The sequence below is a fragment of the Paraburkholderia sp. C35 genome (genome assembly GCF_003121405.1).
Classification (GTDB): domain Bacteria; phylum Pseudomonadota; class Gammaproteobacteria; order Burkholderiales; family Burkholderiaceae; genus Paraburkholderia.
Genome location: NZ_QBUY01000015.1, coordinates 49,222 through 68,611 on the forward strand (window position 1 = coordinate 49,222; position 19,390 = coordinate 68,611).

15 protein-coding genes and 1 pseudogene are annotated in these 19,390 nt (G+C 62.5%); 7 read left to right on the forward strand and 9 right to left on the reverse strand.

What is annotated here, in order from left to right; translation table 11 throughout:
* Positions 1 to 111: 111 nt before the first annotated feature.
* Positions 112 to 858, forward strand: a complete 747-nt coding sequence (locus DK391_RS12440; RefSeq protein WP_109478307.1) for a response regulator — start codon at positions 112 to 114, stop codon at positions 856 to 858.
* Positions 859 to 982: 124 nt separating this feature from the next.
* Here the strand turns inward: DK391_RS12440 and DK391_RS12445 are convergent, their stop codons facing one another.
* The 4 genes from DK391_RS12445 to DK391_RS12460 all read right to left on the reverse strand — a co-directional run bounded on the left by DK391_RS12445 (position 983) and on the right by DK391_RS12460 (position 2,925).
* Entirely contained in the window at positions 983 to 1,669 is a 687-nt protein-coding gene (locus DK391_RS12445) for a flagellar basal body L-ring protein FlgH (protein ID WP_109478308.1), read from the reverse strand.
* A gap of 82 nt (positions 1,670 to 1,751) precedes the next feature.
* Positions 1,752 to 2,477, reverse strand: coding sequence for a hypothetical protein (locus tag DK391_RS12450; protein WP_109478309.1), 726 nt, complete (start codon positions 2,475 to 2,477; stop codon positions 1,752 to 1,754).
* A gap of 30 nt (positions 2,478 to 2,507) precedes the next feature.
* Positions 2,508 to 2,717 (reverse strand): DUF6726 family protein, encoded by a 210-nt coding sequence (locus DK391_RS12455; protein WP_109478310.1) that lies wholly within the window; start codon positions 2,715 to 2,717, stop codon positions 2,508 to 2,510.
* Between the two features lie 16 nt (positions 2,718 to 2,733).
* Entirely contained in the window at positions 2,734 to 2,925 is a 192-nt protein-coding gene (locus DK391_RS12460) for a hypothetical protein (RefSeq protein WP_109478311.1), read from the reverse strand.
* 407 nt (positions 2,926 to 3,332) lie between these two features.
* Between DK391_RS12460 and DK391_RS12465 the strand changes: the two genes are divergently transcribed.
* Both DK391_RS12465 and DK391_RS12470 read left to right on the forward strand, forming a co-directional pair.
* Positions 3,333 to 4,070 carry a response regulator gene (locus DK391_RS12465; RefSeq protein WP_109478312.1) on the forward strand — a complete coding sequence of 246 codons (738 nt, stop codon included), beginning with the start codon at positions 3,333 to 3,335 and terminating at the stop codon, positions 4,068 to 4,070.
* A gap of 25 nt (positions 4,071 to 4,095) precedes the next feature.
* A complete protein-coding gene (locus DK391_RS12470) occupies positions 4,096 to 5,403 on the forward strand; it encodes an ATP-binding protein (protein WP_109478361.1) in 1,308 nt (435 codons plus the stop codon).
* 189 nt (positions 5,404 to 5,592) lie between these two features.
* Here DK391_RS12470 and DK391_RS12475 read toward each other — a convergent pair whose 3' ends face one another.
* A complete protein-coding gene (locus DK391_RS12475; protein WP_204117351.1) occupies positions 5,593 to 6,546 on the reverse strand; it encodes a tyrosine-protein phosphatase in 954 nt (317 codons plus the stop codon).
* Positions 6,547 to 6,952: 406 nt separating this feature from the next.
* On the opposite strand from DK391_RS12475, the gene DK391_RS12480 reads away from it, so the two are divergent.
* Positions 6,953 to 8,224 carry an MFS transporter gene (locus DK391_RS12480; RefSeq protein WP_109478313.1) on the forward strand — a complete coding sequence of 424 codons (1,272 nt, stop codon included), beginning with the start codon at positions 6,953 to 6,955 and terminating at the stop codon, positions 8,222 to 8,224.
* Between the two features lie 9 nt (positions 8,225 to 8,233).
* Positions 8,234 to 9,502: a D-amino acid dehydrogenase gene (locus tag DK391_RS12485; RefSeq protein WP_109478314.1), complete on the forward strand. Its 1,269-nt coding sequence runs from the start codon at positions 8,234 to 8,236 to the stop codon at positions 9,500 to 9,502.
* 22 nt (positions 9,503 to 9,524) lie between these two features.
* Here the strand turns inward: DK391_RS12485 and thpR are convergent, their stop codons facing one another.
* From thpR to DK391_RS12505, 4 genes are all read right to left on the reverse strand, one after another.
* Entirely contained in the window at positions 9,525 to 10,142 is a 618-nt protein-coding gene (gene thpR / locus DK391_RS12490; RefSeq protein ID WP_109478315.1) for an RNA 2',3'-cyclic phosphodiesterase, read from the reverse strand.
* Positions 10,143 to 10,333: 191 nt separating this feature from the next.
* Entirely contained in the window at positions 10,334 to 11,800 is a 1,467-nt protein-coding gene (locus DK391_RS12495; protein ID WP_109478316.1) for a glutamate synthase subunit beta, read from the reverse strand.
* 102 nt (positions 11,801 to 11,902) lie between these two features.
* Entirely contained in the window at positions 11,903 to 16,606 is a 4,704-nt protein-coding gene (locus DK391_RS12500) for a glutamate synthase-related protein (protein ID WP_109478317.1), read from the reverse strand.
* Between the two features lie 313 nt (positions 16,607 to 16,919).
* Positions 16,920 to 17,627, reverse strand: coding sequence for a transposase (locus DK391_RS12505; RefSeq protein ID WP_109478318.1), 708 nt, complete (start codon positions 17,625 to 17,627; stop codon positions 16,920 to 16,922).
* A gap of 186 nt (positions 17,628 to 17,813) precedes the next feature.
* On the opposite strand from DK391_RS12505, the pseudogene DK391_RS12510 reads away from it, so the two are divergent.
* Positions 17,814 to 18,536 (forward strand): annotated as a pseudogene (locus tag DK391_RS12510) (OmpW family outer membrane protein).
* Positions 18,537 to 18,898: 362 nt separating this feature from the next.
* A complete protein-coding gene (locus tag DK391_RS12515; protein ID WP_109478319.1) occupies positions 18,899 to 19,282 on the forward strand; it encodes a DUF883 family protein in 384 nt (127 codons plus the stop codon).
* The last annotated feature ends 108 nt before the right edge of the window (positions 19,283 to 19,390 follow it).

Here is a 19,390-nt window from a genome sequence, read left to right on the forward strand (position 1 = left end):
GCCTCGATCCTGACGACTTCGATACCGGCAAAGACCGACCTCTTACCGAGGAAAGATTTCGAAAGCACCTCGCGCTTTCGCGCGAGGCGCTGCGCCACTACCATCGCCAGAATGAACTCTTCCATTCTGATCGTCGACGACGATCCCGTCGTGCGCGACCTCGTGCGCGACTATCTGCAAGGCCGTGGCTTCACCGTCTCCGTGCTCGAAAACGGCATGGCCTTGCAGCATGCATTGCAGCACGAGCGCCCGGCTCTCGTCGTGCTGGACATCATGATGCCCGAGCTCGACGGCATCAGCGCCTTGCGCGCCTTGCGTCTCGCCGGCGACAACATTCCCGTGATCCTGCTGACCGCACGTGCGGACGTGATCGATCGTGTTATCGGTCTCGAACTGGGCGCCGACGATTACCTCGGCAAACCGTTCGATCCGAGCGAACTGGTGGCGCGCATTCGCAGCGTGCTGCGCCGTCGCGAAAGCGCGGCGCCAAGCGCGCCGGAAAATCGCGCGCCCTATCGCTTCGGCCGTTTCGAAGTGAACTTTCCCGCGCGTGAACTGCGTCGGGACGGCGAACGTATCGCGCTGCGTTCGAGCGAATTCGCGATGCTCAAGGTGTTCATCACGCACGCGATGACAGTACTCACCCGCGCCCAGTTGCTGGAGAAGCTGCACGGCGGTGTCGATACTCATCGTAACCGCAGCCTCGATGTCTCCATCTGGCGTCTGCGCCGTCTGATCGAAGTCGATCCATCCGAACCGCGCTACGTGCAGACCGTGTGGGGCAAAGGTTATGTGTTCGTGCCGGATGGCGAGATCGGTGCGGCCGAGCGCTACGACGCACCTGTTGCCAGCCTTTGATGCAGCATGCGCTGCCTAGCGTGATATTGGTGACAATGGTGACAAACATGAAAACGGCGACGCGCTGCAATCACACGTCGCCGTCGAATCCCTGCTGATTGCGGCCCGGGCAACGCCGGGAAAATCAGAACGTCAGCACACTCAGGAACATGCGCTGCAGCCAGCCAAGCGTCGTCGAATCGGCGAGCATGCCCTGCCCCGCCTGCTCAATACGTGCGTTCGCAACCTTGCCTGACGCGACGTAGTTTCCCGCCTCGATGTCTTTCGGGTTCACGATACCCGAGAACCGCAACCGGTCGACATTGCCCGCCATCGAGATCACCTTCTCGCCTGACACCACGAGGTTGCCCGTCGGCATGGTGCCGATCACGGTGACGGCGAGCGTGCCCGTCATGCCGCTGGTATCGGCGATCGAGCCTTGTCCCTTGAAGCTCGTGCTCGCCGAGCCGACGTTGAAAAGCCGCGCGAGCCGCGCCGCCGTGCCCGTCGACTTGTCGGCCGCTTCCGCTGTGATGTCGCTGTTGCGGCTTGCCTGCGCGTTCGCGCTGTTCGAACCCGTGTACGACTCGGACAACCGGATCGTCAGCACATCGCCGATATGCTGCGCGCGCGGCGTCTCGTACAACAGCATGCTCGTGCCCGCCTGGAAGATTGCGCCCTGCGTGTTCACGTTCAGCGGCGCCGACGCGAGCGGCGGCAGCATCGGCGTATCGACGATCGAATCTTTCGTGCTGCCGCAGCCGGCAAGCGCGTAGAAAGCGGCGGCGCTCGTCAACACGGCGACGGCGCGGGGCATGTGCATGGCGTTCATGATGTGTCGTGCCTTTTGCGTCTAGAAAGCGCGTGTGTGAAGCGCGTCTGATAAAGCGACGCGGTGACTCGAAAAATCTCCGTCAACCCGCGTCGGGACTGCTCGCCTGCCACTGCCGCACCACCGACTTCATGTACGCGTCGGGATCTTTCAGCAGGTAGGTGAGCGTCGCGTTGTGCGTCGCGGGCAACAGGCACAACGTGATCGAGCTCACGTCGTTTTCCCAGATGTAGACGGGCAGCGCGCCTGCCGTCGGCGAGTTCACCTGCGTTGCGGCACGCGGCGCGCCGTAGCGGTCTTCGAATGCGTCGCGCAGATCGTCGGCCGTGATCTCGTCGATCACGAAAGAAATCTCGTAGAGACGAAACGCGCTCTGCCCGTCCACACGCACGAAGCGCAGCACGTGTTCGTCGGCGGGCGCGCCGTCCACGACAGCGCGCGACACCGCCCAGCCGTCTGCTGCACGATGCGCCCATTGGCACGCGATCGTCAGGCTCTGCGACGTCTTCAGACGCATGCCGAGCGAACCGGCAACGTTGTCCGTCTCGCACACAGGCACACTGCCGATCGGCGTCGCGCGCACCTGGGCGCCAGCGCGAAACTCATCGAGCGTGATGCCGAGTGAGATGCCGCGAAACGCGAACGGCTTGTCGACCGTACGCTTTTTCACGGCGGCTGCCGACATGCGCAGCGCGGCCGCCTGTTGCGGCGACAACATGTTCTGCGCACGTGCCGCGCACGGCGCGATGACACAGGACACAGCCACGGCGCATGCAAGCAGCGCACGCCCGATCGAAGTGAGTTTCATCGCTCGCCTCGCGTAATCGATGGCAGCAGCTCAGTCGATGGCTGCGGCACAGGCGTCGAACGGCGTCGAGGCCACATGGCCTACGACGGGCAGAATCTTCAGCGTCGCCGAAGTCAGCCGGCACGGCAGCGCCGCGACGGCACAACCGTCGAGCGGCACTACCGCCGCGCCCACGGCCGACCACATCGCGAGACGCGCAACTGCGCGTTTGGCGCGCGTGAAAATGCGTGATTTCGGCACGGCGAACTCCGGAGCGTCAGGCCGTCGTATTGACGTGATTGCCGACGAGACCCGAAGGCGAAACAGGCGCTTGCGCCGCGCCCGCCTTCTCACCTGTCGATGCCGGCGCAGCCGGCGTGGAGGCGCCGCGCGAAGCCGGGCGTTCCGTTGCGGACGGCCGTGCGATACCTTGCAGTTGCGTCGTGAAATGGTTGTTCTGAACAGTCATGGCAAACCTCGTGAAGTGCGAGAGTCTTCGGAAACACCGCGCGGCCGGTCGCGGATACATCGCGGCGTCCGGCTTGCACGGCGGCTTGTGGCGTATCGAATGATCCCGTTTGCCCCGCTTTCACGATGGCTCAAGCAACGCACGTATTTCTGAGGTGCTTACGACTGCTTGCGAATGCGCGCTAAATCTTTCCAACTGCGTAAAAGGTTGGTGAGTTCTCCCGGCGCCTGATATGCAGATGCAAGGGAATATTGCAGACTAAAACGCACGCGCTCCGCCGTGCCGCCCCGTCGCATAAGGAAGCCTTGCGCCATAGCGCGGCGCGCGCGGTCTGCCTGAGAGTTTGCGTAAGTGTTGGTAAGAAAACCTTCGAGCGCCGACCGGCGATGCCAGACTAGAATTTCGGTATGAATCCACAGGTCCTCATCGTCGACGACGATCCCGTCGTGCGCGATCTGCTTTGCCGCTTCCTGCAATCGAATGGCTACGATGCATCCGTGCTGCACGACGGCACGCATCTGCAACGGCGTCTCGAACGGGAGCGGCCTTCCGTCGTCGTGCTCGACATCATGATGCCGAACACGGACGGCCTGCGCGCGCTCACCGCGTTGCGCGCCGCCGGCGACGACATTCCCGTGATCTTCGTGACGGCGCGCGGCACGGTGGCCGACCGCATCATCGGGCTGTCGCTCGGAGCCGACGACTATCTGACGAAACCTTTCGATCCGCGCGAACTGCTCGCACGCATCCAGACGGTGCTGCGCCGTCGCGGCCCGGCGACGACGAGCGCGCCGGAAGCCCGCAAGCGTTATCGCTTCGGCCCGTTCGAACTGGATTTCGCGACCCGCACGCTGTCGCGCGATGACACGCGCGTGACGCTGCGCGACAGTGAATTCGCGCTGCTGAAAATATTCGTCAACAATCCGTACAAGGTGCTGTCGCGCGTGCTGATTCACGATCTCGTGCATCGCGACGACCTGCCGTTCCGCGATCGCAGCCTGGACGTGCCGATCTGGCGTCTGCGCCGCGTGATCGAAAACGATCCGTCCAATCCGTGCTATGTCCAGACAGTACGCGGCAAGGGCTACGTGTTTGTCCCCGACGCAGACCTCAACGGCGAACCCTTCGCCGCCGACTCCGCGTGATTCGCGTGACACTCGCGTGACCCGCATCAGGAATCCGCTGAATACGCTGTTCGGCAGAATGGCGTTGCTGTCGTCGGCGGTGCTGTTCGCGATTCAGGCGGGCTGGTTCGTGCTGGTCGTGATGCAGCCGCCGCATCACGAAGTGGACGGCTACGCGCGCGGCATTCTGCTCGCGCTTCAGGCCGCGAACGGTGAACCCGTCAACGGCGCCGACGTCGCGCCCGCGCTGCGCGTGCATCTCGTGCCGACGTGGAACATGCCGGCCACCGTCCATCTCGAACCGCCCACGCGCCGGCCGTTCGTCGAACTGACGCGTCATCTGCGCGCGAGCCTGCCCGCCGGCACTGAGATCGCCGTCGACGATACGCACATGCCGCGTCTGTGGGTTCGCTTTCCACGCAAGTCGATGTGGGTGGTGATTCCCGTCGATGTGCCGCCGCGTCCGCGCTTCGTGATCGAATCCATCTCGATGCTGCTTGCCGCGCTGCTGCTGTCGCTGCTCGCCGTGTGGCAGATGCAGCGGCCGCTCACGCGGGTCGCGGATGCCGCTCGCGCGTTCGGCGCTGGCAATCGCCCTGAGCCCGTGTCCGAGCACGGACCGCGTGAATTGCGCGATCTGATCGGTTCGTTCAACGACATGATGCGGCGCCTGAACGAAGCAGGCGACGATCAGGCGGTGATGCTCGCAGGCGTCGCACACGATCTGAAAGCACCGCTCACGCGGCTGAAGCTGCGCGCCAGCGTCCTCGCCGATGAAAACGAACGCGCCGGTTTGATCCGCGATGTCGATTCGTTGACCAACATCGTGCAGCAGTTTCTGGAGTTCGCGGGACAGTCGGCGGAATCGGGACCGATGACGGAAGTGGACGGCTTTCTGCGCGAGCAGTTTTCCGCCACGGATGGCAACGCAAACGAAGACAGCGACGACAGTATCCAGGACGAAGCGCCGCTTTTCAGGCTCGATCTGCGGGCCGGCGCGCGCTTTACGCTGCCGCGCACGCTGCTGGACCGGCTCGTCACCAATCTCGTCGATAACGCCTTCGAGCACGGCGCACCGCCCGTCGACATCGCGACCTCGTGCGAAGGCGAGCGATGGATCATCGACGTGCGCGATCATGGCCCCGGCATTCCTGAAGATCGCATCGCTGCTGCCATGAAGCCGTTCGTGCGACTCGACGCGGCGCGCGGCGGCGAAGGACATTGCGGATTGGGACTCGCGATCGTCGTGCGGCTTGCGCATCATCGCGGCGGCAAATGCAGCGTGGAGAATCATCCGGAAGGCGGGTTGCGCGTGCGTATCGCGCTGCCGGTCACCGTGCCCGCTGAAGTCTGAGCGCTGGAAGAAGCGCACTGCATTTCGAACGGGTTACGTGCACAGCGTTTGCGCTTACCTTGCCTTACGTTCAGGCCTTTTCGCGCGGCTCCCGACTTATAGTGCAATCCGGCGTCCTCGGCGCCTCCCTGTTCGGTCCGTCCCGCTGCCACCTGGGACGGGCCGTTTTTTCTTTGTACTGAAGAAACGTCAGAGAAGCAGACGGTCGCGCAGCGTATCGACTGTCGATTGCGCGAGGCCCAGCCCACGCGTCAGATAGCCCGACATCGTGCCGTAGCTTGCCTGCACTTCATCGAACGATGCCTGCAGGAAGCTGCTCTGCACGCCAGCCATCGGCCGCTCCACATCTGCAGCAAGATCACCGCCCGTCTGACGGCGCGCTTCGACGCGCGCCGTGATCGAACTGGCTGAATACGCGTTCGACAGCAGATAGTCCTGCATGATGATGTCGAACGGCACGTTGGCGATGCTCAGCAGCAACGCGGCAGCCCAGCCCGCGCGATCCTTGCCCGCGCTCGAATGAATCAGCTGTACGCCCGGCGTGCCGGCAAGCTGTTCGAGCAGCTTGCCAAACCCTTCGCGCTGTACAGGATCGGTCACGTACAGACGCTGCGCGCGCTCCATCGACGCGACGGCGGCCGCCGCGCTATCCAGCGGCGGCGGCATCATGTCCTCGCGGCCTGTCACGTTGATCTTCTGGTATGTCGCGTTGGCGGGCAGAACGTCCGCGGCGCGCGCAATTTCTCCAGGCGTGCGCAGATCGTAGACCGCAGCGATGGCGAGTGAATCGAGCACGGCGGCATCGGCGGCGTTCTCGTTCAGCGCATTCGAGCGGAAAAACGCGTTACGCCGCACGACGCGGCCATCGACGGTCGGATAACCGGCGGCCGTGCCGCCAATATCGCGAAAGTTTTCCAGCGAGGCGAGACGCGGCGTCGGCGCCTGATCCGAGCCGGCGTTGTTGCCGCCGCACGCCGCCAGCAGCGTGCTGCCCATGCCCGAGAACAGCAGCGCGCTCGCCGTACCTTTCAGAAAACGGCGGCGCGACGGAACGCACGCAGGCGAATGCGGCAGCGCGAGCGGTAAGGCATGGAGATCGTGCGCAGCGGCGAGCGAAATATCCGCTTTCGCAGAGAAAGTCATCGTTGTGTCTACAAGGTGCGGCGGGGATGCCGCGCGCTGATGCGAAAAGACGCACGCAGGTCACGTGCAGGGTGGATCAGCCGATACACGGTGTATTCGACCGCACGGGCCGATCACTTACGGCGCCGAGTTGCAGTGTAATGGACGCGAACAGCTCGAGGGTTACAGAGTAGCAATCAGTAAGAATTCGGAATAAGGGTTCGCGCGCCACGTTTCCTGCGATGTGGGATATCGGCAGGCTTTTTTGCTGCGCATTGGCCGCAACCGATGCGGACCGTAGAATACAAGCCACCCGCGGACCGCCGTGCCGCTAGCCGGACGGCGAGCCCGACGGCAAACCAGACGGCGCGCAGGACATCGCACCCGAAACAGAACAGCAACCCACGATTGGGACCAAGGAGAGGGGATGGCGTCATTTCAGTGGTTTACCGAGCTGTCGACGCGCGAAAGGCGCACGCTCTACGCGGGCTTCGGCGGTTACGCCGTCGATGCCTTCGACTTCATGATCTACTCCTTCCTGATCCCGACGCTGATCGCGTCGTGGGGCATGTCGAAAAGCGAAGCGGGCATGATCGCGACGAGTTCGCTGATCTCGTCGGCGATAGGCGGGTGGCTCGCGGGCATCCTCGCCGACCGCTATGGCCGCATCCGCGTGCTGCAATGGACGATTGCCACCTTCGCCCTCTTCACCTGCCTGTCCGGCTTCACACATAACTTCTGGCAACTGCTCACCACGCGCACGCTGCAAGGCCTCGGCTTTGGCGGCGAGTGGTCGGTGGTGACGATCATGATGGCGGAGACGATCCGCTCGCCGCAGCATCGCGCGAAAGCCGTCGGCACCGTGCAGAGCAGCTGGTCGTTCGGCTGGGGCGCGGCGGCGATTCTCTACTGGGCGTTCTTCGCGCTGCTTCCCGAAGAGTATGCGTGGCGCGCGTGTTTCTGGATTGGCATCGTGCCCGCGCTGTGGATCATCTACATCCGCCGCAACGTCAGCGATCCCGACATCTATCTCGCAACACGCCGCGCGCGCGAAAGCGGCTTCGACACCTCCCATTTCCTGCAGATTTTCTCCGGCCCGCACCTCAAAACGACGATCCTCGGCAGCGCGCTGTGCAGCGGCATGCTGGGTGGCTACTACGCAATCACGACATGGCTGCCGACTTACCTGAAAACCGTGCGCCATCTGTCGGTGTTCAATACGAGTGGCTATCTGGTGGTGCTGATTGTCGGCTCGTTTGCGGGGTATATCGTCGGCGCGATTCTCTCGGACAAGATCGGACGGCGTGCGTCGTTCATCCTGTTCGCGATCGGTTCGTTCGTGCTCGGCATGGTCTACACGATGCTGCCCATCACCGATGCCGCGATGCTGCTGCTCGGTTTTCCGCTCGGCATCGTCGTGCAGGGAATATTCGCGGGCGTTGGTGCGTATCTGTCTGAACTGTATCCGAATGCGATACGCGGCTCGGGGCAAGGTTTCTGCTATAACCTCGGGCGCGGCGTCGGCTCGTTCTTTCCGATTCTGGTCGGCACGCTGTCGCAAACGATGACACTCGTGAAGGCAATCGGCATCGTCGCGGGCGCGGGCTATCTGCTCGTGGTCGTTGCGGCGCTGGCCTTGCCCGAAACGAAGGGCAAGTCGCTTGCGACAGAGAGCGCGCAATCGGCGGAACACGTGTAAGACTCACCCATGCAAACCATCGTACTCGGCGGCGGCATCATCGGTGTCGCCACCGCTTTCTACCTGCGCGAGCGCGGCTGCGACGTCACCGTGATCGAACGCGAATCCGATGTCGCGCTCGCCACGAGCTTCGGCAACGCGGGCGTGATCGCGCCCGGCTACGTGACGCCGTGGGCCGCGCCCGGCATGCCCGCCAAGATTCTCAAGTATCTGTTCAAGCCGGCATCGCCGCTGATCTTCCGGCCGACCTTCGATCCCGCCCAATGGCGCTGGATCGCGCGCTGGCTGCGCGAATGCGATCTCGCGCGCTTTCGCGTCAACAAGCAGCGCATGCAACGCATTGCGTATTACAGCCGCGAATGTCTGCACGAATTTCGCGGTCATCATCCGTTCGAGTACGGGCGCAGTCAGGGCTATCTGCAGCTTTTTCGCAGCGAGTACGACGTCGAACTGGCGCAGCCCGCGCTGGCCGTGTTGCGCGACGCGGGCATCAAGCATCGTGAAGTGAGCGCAGCCGAATGCGCGGAGATCGAGCCGGGGTTGCGCTGGGCGCGCCAGGCGCCGTTGAGCGGCCTCTATCTGCCCGACGACGAAGCGGGCGACTGTGCGCGCTTCACGCGCGAATTGCGCGCGATTTGCGAGACGAACGGCGTGCGCTTTCGCTTCGATACGCGCGTGACGTCGCTGGATGTGCGAGGGCGCGCGGTGCATGGCGTGCATGTGGAAAGCGCGGCGGGCAGCGAGACGCTGGTGGCGAATGCGGTGGTGGTGGCGGCGGGCGTCGATAGCGTGGAACTGCTCGCGCCGCTCGGCGTGAAAGTGCCGCTGTATCCCGTAAAGGGTTATTCGGCGACTTTGCAGATTGTCGATGACGAGAAATCGCCGCGTGCCGCGCTGATGGATGAATCTCTGAAGACGGCGATTACGCGCTTCGGGCCGAATCTGCGCGTCGCGGGCACGGCGGAACTCGGCAACCGGCAGACGACGTTACGCGAGCAGGCCTTGCAGACGCTGATGAAAGTGCTCGACGACTGGTTCCCGCACGCAACGGCGCCCTCTTCCGCGCACTTCTGGGTTGGCCGCCGGCCGATGACGCCCGATGGCGCGCCGTTGCTCGGATCTTCCGGTATCGACGGGTTGTGGATCAATCTGGGGCATGGCTCGACGGGTTGGGCGATGTCGCTGGGATCGGGGCGCGTGGTCGCCGATCTGATGACGCAACGCAAGCCGGAAATCGATCTGGATGGTCTGACGCTGGCGCGGTATCGCGCGTCCTGATTGTGGCTCGCTGCGCTAGGCGTCACGCGTAGACGACGGGTACGCTAGCCATCGAGCGGTAACGTGCGCCGTTGCGCGCCAGCGTGCTGGAGTACAGCGTCAGCGAGTCGAAGCGTGCGATCAGTTCTTCCTGCAACACCACTGCGGCGCCAACGGCTGCCGCGTCGTGACGGTAGCGCGCCAGCGTGACGTGCGGGCGGAATGCGCGGGCATCGACGGGCAAACCAAGCGCGATCATCGATGAACGGACACGCCAGTCGAGCGCGATGAATGCTTCTGACATGGCGAGCGTGGCGACTGTCAGTCGTGGATGCGACGCGCGTGGCCAGTGCTCGATGTTGGTAACCGGCGTGGGTTGGAGAGGCACGGTTTCACGCATCAGGGCCTCGATCAGCGGCATGGCTTTTTCCTGCGGCAGCACGCCGATGAAGGTCACCGTCAGGTGCAACTGCTCGTAGGGCGCGCGCCGCGCAGAGGCTGGGACGTCGATGTTGGAAAGTGCGTCGCGAGTCGCTGCCGTGGGAACCAGCGCGATGAAGCAGCGCTGATAGTCCTGCGTATCGGCGGGTGCATCGCCCGATGCATTCAGTGCCGTGTCTGCGCTTTCTTGTGATTCAGGCTGCGGATCGGTGCGTTGCATCGTGAGTCTCCGTACGCTTTTCCGTTCTTCGACACATCCATTCACGCATTATCGCCCCATGCAACGAAAAAACCGGGTCACGCTTGCGCGTGCCCGGTTTTTGTCCTGCTGTTACTGCTGTGCGGCGCCGTCTTGTGCGTCCGCGTCTGTCTCCACTTCTCCTGCTGCTTAAACGGGATCAGAAGCCAGACTTAGCGCGGCAGTTCGGAATGCCCCATCAGATAGGCATCGACAGAACGCGCACACTGACGGCCTTCGCGAATCGCCCACACCACCAGCGATTGACCACGGCGCATATCGCCTGCAGTGAACACCTTGTCCACTGACGTGTAATACGCCTTGTCGCCTTCTGTCGAAGCGCGCACATTGCCGCGTGCGTCCTTGTCGACGCCGAAGGCTTCGAGAATCGGCGAAACAGGCTGCGTAAAGCCCATTGCCAGCAACACGAGATCGGCCTTCATTTCGAATTCGGAACCGGCCACTTCGACCATCTTGCCGTCCTTCCATTCGACACGCGCCGCGATCAGCTTCTCGACCTTGCCGTTCTTGCCTTCGAAGCGCTTGGTCGCCACCGCCCAATCGCGCTCGCAACCTTCTTCATGCGACGACGCCGTGCGCAGCTTGACCGGCCAGTACGGCCACACGAGCGGCTTGTTCTCTTCTTCCGGCGGTTGCGGCAGCAGTTCGAATTGCGTGACGCCCTTCGCGCCATGACGATTCGACGTACCGACGCAGTCCGAACCCGTATCGCCGCCACCGATCACGACGACATGCTTGCCCTTCGCTACCAGCTGGTCAGCAACCTTGTCGCCGGCGTTGATCTTGTTCTGCTGCGGCAGGAATTCCATTGCGTAATGGATGCCCGCAAGCTCGCGGCCAGGCACGGGGAGATCGCGCGGCGTTTCGGAGCCGCCCGTCAGGATCACGGCGTCGAACAGTTCCTTCAGTTCTTCCGGCGTGACGATTTCCTTCGCGGTATTGCCGATGTACGCCGGCAACGCGTCCTTGCCGACGAACACGTTCGCGCGGAACGTCACACCTTCCGCTTCCATCTGGCGCATGCGGCGATCGATCAGCCACTTCTCCAGCTTGAAGTCGGGAATGCCATAACGCAGCAAGCCACCGATGCGGTCGTTCTTCTCGAACACCGTCACGTCATGGCCGGCGCGTGCAAGCTGCTGCGCGGCAGCCAGGCCCGCCGGGCCCGAACCGACGACAGCAACCTTCTTGCCCGTCTTGTGCTTCGGCGGCAGCGGTGCGACCCAGCCTTCCGTCCACGCCTTGTCGATGATCGCGTGCTCGATCGACTTGATGCCGACCGGGTCGTTGTTGATGCCCAACGTACACGCCGCTTCGCACGGCGCCGGGCAGATGCGGCCCGTGAACTCGGGGAAATTGTTGGTCGAATGGAGAACGTCGATGGCGCTCTTCCAGTCCTGACGGAACACCAGATCGTTGAAGTCCGGAATGATGTTGTTCACCGGGCAGCCGTTGTTGCAGAACGGAATGCCGCAGTCCATGCAACGTGCGCCCTGAACCTTGGCTTCGTCGTCGGTCAGCGCCGACACGAATTCCTTGTAGTGCTTTACACGCGTGAGGGGAGCTTCGTACGCCTCGTGGCGGCGCTCGAACTCGAGAAAACCGGTTGCCTTGCCCATGTGGTTCTCTATGTCTATCTGATTCGGTGAGGGGATCGGCGCCCGCTGCTCGCTGCAGCGGGCGCGCTTCGTTTTGTCGTCAGTGGTTCAGTCGGGGAACGATCAGGCTGCGAGCACTTCCTTGGCAGCCTTCTTCGCGCCCATTTCGCCAAGTGCGCGCTTGTATTCCGTCGGGAACACCTTCACGAACTGACGGCGCGCCGCATCCCAGTTTTCGAGCAGCGCCTTCGCACGCGGCGAACCCGTGAACTGGAAGTGACGTTCGATGAGCCCCTTGAGCAGCGCTTCGTCGGTTTGACCTGCGTGCCACAGTGCCTTGTCGACCGTGCGCTCCTGTTCGGCCTGTTGCAGCACCGGTTCGAGCGCGACCATCGACTTGTTGCACTTCGCTGCGAACGAACCGTCCACGTCGTACACGTAGGCGATACCGCCCGACATGCCCGCCGCGAAGTTGCGGCCCGTTTCGCCGAGCACCACCACCGTGCCGCCTGTCATGTATTCGCAGCCGTGATCGCCCGTGCCTTCGACAACCGCCGTCGCGCCCGAGTTACGCACGCAGAAGCGCTCGCCCGCAACGCCACGGAAGAACGATTCGCCTTCGATTGCGCCGTACATCACCGTGTTGCCGCAGATGATGTTTTCTTCGGACTTGCCGCGGAAATCGTTCGTCGGACGGATGATGATGCGGCCACCCGACAGCCCCTTGCCGACGTAGTCGTTACCGTCGCCGACCAGATCCAGCGTGATGCCCTTCGCGAGGAACGCGCCGAAGCTCTGACCCGCCGTGCCCTTCAGCTGGATATGGATGGCGTCGTCAGGCAGACCGTCGTGGCCGTACTTCTTCGCGATCGTGCCGGACAGCATTGCGCCGACGGTACGGTTCACGTTGCGCACCGGCTGGATGAACGACACGTGCTCGCCCTTCTCGATCGCTGCCTTTGCCTTCTCGATCAGCGTGTGATCGAGTGCGCGGTCCAGACCGTGATCCTGCGATTCGACGTGCAGACGCGCGACGCTCGCCGGGACGCTCGGCTGATAGAACACGCGCGAGAAGTCCAGACCCTTCGCCTTCCAGTGCTCGATGCCCTTCTTCATATCGAGGTATTCGCTGTGGCCGATCAGGTCGTCGAACTTGCGAACACCCAGTTGCGCCATGATTTCGCGCACTTCTTCAGCGATGAAGAAGAAGAAGTTGACGACGTGTTCCGGCTGGCCCTGGAATTTCGCGCGCAGCACGGGGTCTTGCGTCGCGACGCCGACCGGGCAGGTGTTCAGGTGGCACTTGCGCATCATGATGCAGCCTTCGACGACGAGCGGTGCCGTCGCAAAGCCGAATTCATCCGCGCCGAGCAGCGCGCCGATCACGACGTCGCGGCCCGTCTTCATCTGACCATCGGCCTGCACGCGGATACGGCCGCGCAACTGGTTCAGCACCAGCGTCTGCTGCGTTTCCGCGAGACCCAGTTCCCACGGCGTACCGGCGTGCTTCACCGACGACAGCGGCGATGCACCCGTGCCGCCATCATGACCGGCGATCACGACGTGATCGGCCTTCGCCTTCGCGACACCTGCGGCAACCGTGCCAACGCCCACTTCCGACACGAGCTTCACCGAAATGCTCGCCGCCGAGTTCGCGTTCTTCAGATCGTGAATCAGCTGTGCCAGATCTTCGATCGAGTAGATGTCGTGGTGCGGCGGCGGCGAAATCAGGCCGACGCCCGGCACCGAGTAACGCAGCTTGCCGATGTACTCGGACACCTTGTGACCCGGCAACTGACCGCCTTCGCCCGGCTTCGCGCCCTGCGCCATCTTGATCTGGATCTGGTCTGCCGAAGCCAGATATTCCGCCGTCACGCCGAAACGGCCCGACGCCACCTGCTTGATCTTCGAGCGCAGCGAATCGCCTTCCTTCAGCGGAATGTCAGTCACGATTTCATCGCCGATGATCGACTTCATCGTGTCGCCGTTCTTGATCGGAATGCCGCGCAGTTCGTTGCGATAGCGGTTTTCGTCCTCGCCGCCTTCACCCGTGTTCGACTTGCCGCCGATACGGTTCATCGCCACCGCCAGCGTAGCGTGTGCTTCCGTCGAGATCGAGCCGAGCGACATCGCGCCCGTTGCAAAGCGCTTGACGATGTCCTTCGCCGATTCGACTTCGTCGAGCGGAATCGCCTTCGACGGATCGACCTTGAATTCGAACAGGCCACGGAACGTCATGTGGCGCTTCGTCTGATCGTTGATCAGATGCGCGTATTCCTTGTACGTCTGATACGAGTTGCTGCGCGCCGAGTGTTGCAGCTTGGCGATCGCATCCGGCGTCCACATATGGTCTTCGCCGCGCACGCGGTATGCGTACTCGCCGCCCGCGTCGAGCATGTTGGCGAGAACCGGGTTGTCGCCGAACGCGTCGCGATGCAGACGGATCGCTTCTTCCGCCACTTCAAACAGGCCAATGCCGCCGACCTTCGACGCCGTGCCCTTGAAGTACTTGTTCACCAGATCTTCAGCCAGACCGACGGCTTCGAAAATCTGCGCGCCCGTGTACGACATGTATGTCGAAATGCCCATCTTCGACATGACCTTGTGCAGGCCCTTGCCGACTGCCTTCGTGAAGTTGTAGATCGCCTTGTCCGCCGACAGATCGCCCTTCATGCCCGCTGCCATCTGCGCGAGCGTTTCCATCGCGAGGTACGGGTGAACGGCTTCCGCGCCGAAGCCCGCGAGCAGCGCGAAGTGGTGCGTCTCACGTGCCGAACCCGTCTCGACGACGAGGCCCGTGCTCGTGCGCAGACCTTGCGACACGAGGTGCGAGTGGATCGCCGACGTAGCCAGCAGCGCCGGGATCGCGACGTTGTCGCGGTCGGTCTTGCGGTCCGACACGATCAGCATGTTGTAGCCGGACTTGACGGCATCGACGGCTTCCGCGCAAAGCGAGGCCAGACGCGCTTCGATGCCTTCCTTGCCCCAGCTCACCGGATAGCAGATGTTCAGTTCATACGAGCTGAACTTGCCGCCCGTGTACTGATCGATCGCGCGGATCTTCGCGATGTCGCGGAAGTCGAGCACCGGCTGCGACACTTCGAGACGCATCGGCGGGTTGATGTTGTTCGTGTCGAGCAGGTTCGGCTTCGGACCGACGAACGACACCAGCGACATCACCATGTTTTCGCGGATCGGGTCGATCGGCGGGTTCGTCACCTGCGCGAACAGCTGCTTGAAGTAGTGATACAGCGTCTTGTTCTTGTTGGACATGACGGCCAGCGGCGAGTCGTTGCCCATCGAGCCAACGGCTTCTTCGCCTGCCTGCGCCATCGGCGCCATCAGGAACTTGACGTCTTCCTGCGTGTAACCGAACGCCTGCTGGCGGTCGAGCAGCGCAGCCGCTTCGCGGCGCTCCGTCGCGACGTCTTCCGCGTTCGGCTCGATTTCGTCGAGCTTGATGCGCACGGCGTCGATCCAGCTCTTGTACGGCTTGGCGTTGGCGAGGTTGTCCTTCAGTTCCTTGTCGTCGATGATGCGGCCGTGTTCCATGTCGATCAGGAACATCTTGCCTGGCTGCAGACGCCACTTCTTGACGATCTTCGACTCCGGAATGGGCAGCGTGCCCGCTTCCGACGCCATGATCACGAGGTCGTCGTCGGTGATGATGTAGCGCGCCGGACGCAGACCGTTACGGTCGAGCGTCGCGCCGATCTGACGGCCGTCCGTGAAGGCGATGGCTGCGGGACCGTCCCACGGCTCCATCATGGCTGCGTGGTATTCGTAGAACGCCTTGCGGTTCTCGTCCATCAGCGTGTGCTGTTCCCATGCTTCCGGGATCATCATCATCACCGCGTGCACGAGCGGGTAGCCGGCCATGACCAGCAGTTCGAGACAGTTGTCGAACGATGCCGTGTCCGACTGGCCCGGATAGATCAGCGGCCAGAGCTTCGGCAGATCGTCGCCGAGCACGTGCGACGCAATCGCGCCCGTACGCGCGTTCAGCCAGTTGACGTTGCCCTTCACCGTGTTGATTTCGCCGTTGTGGGCGATCATGCGATACGGGTGAGCCAGTTCCCACGCCGGGAAGGTGTTGGTCGAAAAGCGCTGGTGCACCAGTGCCAGTGCCGACACGACGCGCTCGTCCTGCAGGTCGCGGTAGTACACGCCGACCTGACCCGCCAGCAGCAGACCCTTGTAGACAACCGTGCGCGCCGAGCACGACGGCACGAAGTATTCCTTGCCGTGCTTGAGCTTGAGCGCCTGGATACGGTGGCTCGCGGTCTTGCGGATGATGTACAGCTTCCGCTCGAGCGCGTCCGTCACCATGATGTCCTTGCCGCGACCGATGAAGATCTGGCGGATCAGCGGCTCGCTCGCCTTCACGGTCGGCGAAATCGGCATGTTGTGGTCGACGGGCACGTCGCGCCAGCCGAGCACGACCTGGCCTTCGGCTTTCACCGTACGTTCCAGTTCCTGCTCGCAGGCCAGACGCGACGCATGTTCCTTCGGCAGGAAAATCATACCGACGCCGTACTCGCCGTTCGGCGGCAGCGTCACGCCCTGCTTGGCCATCTCTTCACGGTAGAACGAGTCCGGAATCTGGATCAGGATGCCCGCGCCGTCGCCCATCAGCGGATCGGCGCCGACGGCGCCCCGGTGATCGAGGTTCTCGAGGATCTTCAGGCCCTGTTGAATGAATTCGTGGCTTTTCTTGCCCTTGATATGCGCGACGAAGCCGACGCCGCATGCGTCGTGCTCGTTTGCCGGGTCATACAGACCTTGCGCGGCGGGAACCGTGGAAAGCGGCTGCTGGTGGTCGTTCATGGGGACACCGTCTGTCAGGGGCCGTGGGGCCGTTGAACCATTTTGTTGTTGCCCGCGGTGTGAGCTTCGACCGCGCGGGCGGCCACGGACGCGCGATATTGCAGTTGCACATCGGCAGGCCGGAAATCGGAATATACGCGACGAATCAAAGGAATAGCAAACAAAATGTGATGTTCGAACCCCAATTATCAATATGGTGCATTTTCCTCCCAATTAATTGGTTCCATATCAAAACAGGGCAAAAGAAAACGGCATGCAGGGATGCCGTTCGCTTCTAACCGCCACCGACAAGTCATTGAGCGCAAAGCGCTTTTTATTGGGTCTGTGGCGTCTCTCGAACCTTGCGCGGCCGCCCGCGCGGCAGCGGCGACACCCGGCGATTTGCCGCCCGCGCCGCCCATTCCCGATACGAATCGCTACCCAGAACCCAGCCTTTTAGCGTGGCTTGCTGCAGCTGATTGGTCTCGCGTTCATCGAGCGGCTGCTCGCACAACTCGCGATACGCGCGCTGTCTTTCGAACGGCGTATTGCCCAAAGACCAATACAAACGATGATCGGTGATCAGACTATCTAAGGTTAAGCCGATGTGATGCCGATAACTGGACCATCGGTAGTCTTCGGGTGCGCCGACCAGCTGGTTGCGCACCGGCGACAGTTCGACCACGCGGCTCGCGAGCAGAAAGTACTTCTCGCCTTCGATCACCGTTGCGCGGTAGCGGCCTTCCCACAACGTGCCGCGCCGCGAGTAACGGCGATTGAAGTGCGCGACGTAACGCCTGCCGACAGCCTGCATTGCTTTGGGCAGACTCGATTCGTCGGTGGGCGTGACGAGCAGTTGCACCGCGCCGGGCATCAGCGCGTATGCATGAACAGACAGATGGTGATCGCGCGAAGCCGCCTTCAGGCAATCGATGAACAGCTCGTAATCCTGGTCGTCGACGAATGCGGGCTGCTGGTCGAGTCCGCGCAGGATCACATGCTGCGGCTGGTCGGGGACATAAAGACGTGCAAGCCGTGCCATGCTGGATTATCCAAAGTCGCGTTGGTACATACCCGAAGGTCCGAAAAGCAGCGCCGGCGCGGCCTCCCGCGCCAAGCGGCTCTGCCGGAAACGGCATAAAGCCTAGGCAGAACGCTCTAGCCGGCGCGTATGGTTTGTTTGAAACGTTGTGGTCATAATTGGCGGGCCTTTTTTGGAGGAGCACAAATGAAATTAAAACAGGCCTTGGGGGTCGCGGCACTCGCTTGCATAACAACCACAGCGCACGCGCAATCGGCCGGTACTTTCATCGTTACAACAGGGTGGTTCCATCTCGCGCCTCAATCCAGTAGTCAGCCGTTGAGAGAGACAAACGTCAACGGTACGCCCGTTAACATCACCGTGCCCAATACGGGCGCCGAACTCGGCGCTGGCGACACCATCGGCTTCACCGGCGGCTACTTCGTCACCGACCATATCGCCACAGAATTCGTGATCGGCGTGCCGCCGCAGTTCGACCTGAAGGGCACGGGCGCATTCCAGCAATACGGCAAACTCGGCTCGGCGAAACAGTGGAGCCCCACGCTGCTGTTCCAGTACTACTTCAACCAGCCGCAAGCGAAGTTCCGTCCGTAGCTGGGTCTTGGCGTGAGCCGCGGCTCGTTCACCGACGAGAAGATCACGAACGGCGCCTTCGAAGCCAACGTACTTCATGGTCCGACCACGGTCACGACGGATAGTTCGTGGGAGCCCGGGTTTAATGCCGGCTTCACTTACGCATTCACCGATCACTGGTTCGCAGGCTTCTCGATCTCGTATCTGCCGCTGTCGACGACGGCCAAGCTGAACACCCAGGCGCAAACGCCGATCGGCACCGTCAATGTGCAATCGCAGACGAAGATCAAGCTCAATCCGATCGTCACCTACGTGAACATCGGTTACCGGTTCTAAGACAACAGGGTAGTCGAGATTTTCGGGCTTGAACAACGCCGATGCATAAAACCGCATCGGCGTTGTTCCATGCGCTAACGATACCTGTATGCGGCCACATCCGTCTCCGACGGTTCGCGACATCATTCCTGCCATACACGCCCTCGCGGCACTTCATCTGCGCCAGCCGTTGTAAATTTGACTGAGCCGCGCGCGTCTTCGATGCAATTTCTGCCGGATGCAACGTGCATCGATCCATACGAAAAGCCTGAGAAATCAGCTTGAGCGACGAGCGTCGCCTGGCGGGCATCGAAGTTGCGTCAGAGGAATTTTCCCGCGCTGTGTTGCGGAGATGTTCAACCACCCTCATCGACGGAGCGACCATGACTGCACTACCCAATACGCGAGATGCCCTGGGCGAATCCTGGACCACGGCAGGCCGCCGCGCACGCCGCATTGCGCGCCACAGCCGACATGCCGCGGAAGACATTGCAACCGAACTGCGCACGCTCATGAACGAACTCGAAAACACTCTGGGCGACGGCACACAGGCCGACGGAGCCGTGTTGCGCACGCAACTGCGCAAGCGCCTCGACGACGCGCGCACGCGCCTGAACGACACGCGCGATGCCATGCGCGAACGCGCCGAAGCCGCGATGCACGATGCAGATGAATATGTGCACGAAAATCCGTGGCGCACGATTGCCGTGGTTGGCGGAATCGCGCTGATTGCGGGTGCATTGATTGCACGCGGCGGCGCGCGGTAAGCGCCTGTTCGGCCGATTCTGTTGCGTGGCCAGTCTGCGCGAGAACTCGACAGGTGATCGCGACGAAGATGGACGCGGACGCGGAGCGCGTGTGGCTCGCGCGCCGCT